1 protein-coding gene is annotated in these 1,834 nt (G+C 51.9%); it reads left to right on the plus strand.

What is annotated here, in order from left to right; translation table 11 throughout:
- Nucleotides 1-74 precede the first annotated feature (74 nt).
- Complete coding sequence (locus tag YERSI8AC_RS00060; protein WP_159178016.1) at nucleotides 75-1,649, plus strand: transposase; 1,575 nt, start codon at nucleotides 75-77, stop codon at nucleotides 1,647-1,649.
- The last annotated feature ends 185 nt before the right edge of the window (nucleotides 1,650-1,834 follow it).

Here is a 1,834-nt window from a genome sequence, read left to right on the forward strand (position 1 = left end):
GTTGAGCCTGTAGAAAAACCCCGCTGACGGCTAAGTTTTGGTAGGATCGAGAAAACAGACGAGGAGTGGTCAGCATGCCGCGCTTCAAGGCTTATAACTACGATCAGAACGCCATGGTGGTGATCAACTACCAGGATCAGCTCCAGCCAGGCACCTTTGAACACGCTGTGCACTACCTGATCGAGCACAAACTCGACTTGTCTGTTTTCCATGCCAAGTACCGCAATGATTCGACCGGTCGGCTGGCCTATGATCCGGCTATCTTGTTGAAGATCATTTTGTTTGCTTACTCAAAAGGCATCACCTCCAGCCGTGAAATGCAGTGGAGCTGTGAGACCAATATTATTTTCAAAGCCCTTTCCTGCGATACCGTTCCCCACTACACCACACTGGCAAGCTTCGTCAGTCGGCATGCCGATGAGATTGAAGCGCTGTTCGAACAAGTGCTGCTTGTGTGCCACGAACAAGGCTTGTTGGGTAACGAGCTCTTTGCCATTGACGGCTGCAAGATGCCCTCCGATGCCTCCAAAGAGTGGTCTGGCACGTTTAAAGAATTGGGTGAGAAGCGGGAGAAGCTGAGAGGCCTGATTCGACATCACCTACTGGAGCACTACGCGCGTGATGAAGCTGAAACGGAAGCCGATCTGGATCGGGATATCCGACGGGCCAAGACGATTCTCTCGCTAGATACCGCCATGAACAAAGTGGATCGTTTCCTAAAGACGCACAGCCCAAGGATGGGCCGGGGAAAGCGAATCAAGGAAGTGAAGAGCAACCTCACCGATAACGAAAGTGCCAAGATGACCACCAGCAAGGGCACGATTCAAGGCTATAACGGCGTCGCCACGGTGGATAAAAAATACCAGATCGTCATTGATGCCCAGGCCTTTGGCGAAGGCCAGGAACACCACACTTTGCAGCCCGTACTGGAAACGGTCGAAGCCCGTTTTAAGAAGCTGGGGATTGCGGAAAACATCTATCAGAAAGGCCCCATCGTCACCGCAGATACAGGCTTTGCCAATGAAGCTAATATGAAGTACCTGCACGAGCAACAGATCAATGGCTACATCCCTGATAACCAGTTCCGCAGCCGAGATCCGAAGTTCGCCGACCAGAAAGACAAATACGGCAAGCGCCACCAGAATATACCCAATAAAGGCTGGCGAAAGACGACGCCAGCTAGCGCGTTCCAATTTGATCCGGTAGCGCTAACGTGTATCTGCCCAACCGGCGAAAAACTGTCCTATCGCGGGCAACGGGAAACCGACAATGGCCAGATCCGGGTGCACTTCGAAGGGCGTTTACTGCAATGCCGGCATTGCCCAAAGAAATACCGATGCATGCAGAACCCAAGCTCGGCTGACCATCGCCACGGTGCCGGTCGACAAGTGTCTTTTATTATCGAGACCAAACGTTTACCCAATTACACCGACTGGATGAAGCACCGAGTCGATAGCCCCAAGGGCAAAGAAATTTACAGCCATCGTATGTCAGTCGTGGAACCCGTCTTTGGCAACATTGGCACGACGAAAAGACTGAACCGCTTCAGTCTTCGGGGTAAGAAGAAAGTACAGGGCCAGTGGCAGCTCTACTGCTTGGTGCACAATATCGAGAAGTTAGCGAATTATGGTCATTTGGCCGCATCATGACGGGCTTGGAGCGGGGTATATTGCTTTGTAAGAGCTAAAGACCGTCTTCGACTAGCTTTAGCTGGGCGCTCAAGTGGCTGAATGCCGATATTAATATTATCCCGCCAGAGGACTGGCTGGGTAAATGAATTAGGACGACTGGCGGTGGAGAGGGCTCGAAACCGGGTTTTTCTACAGCCTCGTTA

The sequence above is a fragment of the Halomonas sp. 113 genome, from assembly GCF_904067645.1.
GTDB classification, from domain to species: Bacteria; Pseudomonadota; Gammaproteobacteria; order Pseudomonadales; family Halomonadaceae; genus Vreelandella; species Vreelandella titanicae.

Excerpts from the sequence above, each read along its gene's own strand:
- YERSI8AC_RS00060 (WP_159178016.1), top strand. The coding sequence starts at position 75 with ATGCCGCGCTTCAAGGCTTATAACTACGATCAGAACGCCATGGTGGTG.